Origin of the sequence: Fastidiosibacter lacustris, from assembly GCF_003428155.1 — a bacterium.
Classification (GTDB): Bacteria; Pseudomonadota; Gammaproteobacteria; order Francisellales; family Francisellaceae; genus Caedibacter; species Caedibacter lacustris.
The window spans coordinates 1-1,059 of sequence record NZ_QLIR01000051.1; the positions used below are offsets into that span (position 1 = coordinate 1).

Below are 1,059 nucleotides of genomic sequence, written 5' to 3' on the forward strand. Positions count from 1 at the left end.
ACAAAATTATAGGACATATAAGGGAATTAATAAGGCATATTAAGTATGAGAGGAAAATATTGTATGAAACACACTCAGGCAAAAACATTTAAATATAGCGCACTAGGTCTTGCATTATTACTGACTGCTTGCGGGGGGGCGGCGGAGGAAGCTCTTCTTCTGGAACAACACCAACTCCAGCAAAATTAAGTGTAGATTCTCAAGGCAGTGTGGTATTGGGTAATCAGGCAAATTTAACTGTTAAAGTTGTTGAGGATAATGGGCTTAGAATAGCGGCCAACAGGTCTGTTTCTGCCTCAAATATTCAGTTTGAGTTTCTAGAAAATGCAGAGTATTTTGATGTTTCACACTCATCTTGTGATGCTGTAGGAAGTACTGGGGCTTGTACCATTTCAATCACCCCAAAACAACATGCGATTGAATTACTTAAAAACGATCAAGACATAACGATTCCCTATGTTATTTCTGCTACAGCCACAGATAAAGAACTTAAAAGTACGGGTGAATTAAAGCTTCAAGGTTTAAGTTTTGATAACCTTGTATTCAAGCAAGGTTCAGTGCAAAAAGTTTACTTAACCAATACCACTGATCACGATATTGATCTTACTGGATATACAGTTAATGTCGTCGATCAAACCATTGCAGATAATAATACTTTGCCATTTATTGAGGATAATACGTGTGCAAATATTACACTTGCAACAGGTAAAAGTTGTTATGTAACGCTTAACTCAAAAGATGCAACTGTTGGTAATGAAGATATTCAATATAAAGTGACTGATAAAAACGGTAACCAGGTTTTAAAGTTCGATATTAAGATTGATGATCCTATATTACAGAAAGTCAGTGCAGTAGACGAAAGCACAAGTGCAATTGTTATGCACAATAAGATTATTGTGAATAAAGATGACACTAAATCAATCGTATTCAAAAATGTATCAGGGCGTGATTTAGAGAACCTTACATTCACAATAGGTGAATCTGAACTTACTGGCGTGAACTGTCAATCATTACTTGATCAAGAGCCATGCAGTATCAGTTTTAAGGATTCTTCAATGC

General features: G+C 35.9%; 1 protein-coding gene. It reads left to right on the plus strand.

The annotated features are described in order from the left end of the window. Positions 1-128: 128 nt before the first annotated feature. On the plus strand, positions 129-1,059 hold a 931-nt coding region (locus DNJ77_RS09825; protein WP_157966684.1), incomplete at its 3' end, for a hypothetical protein.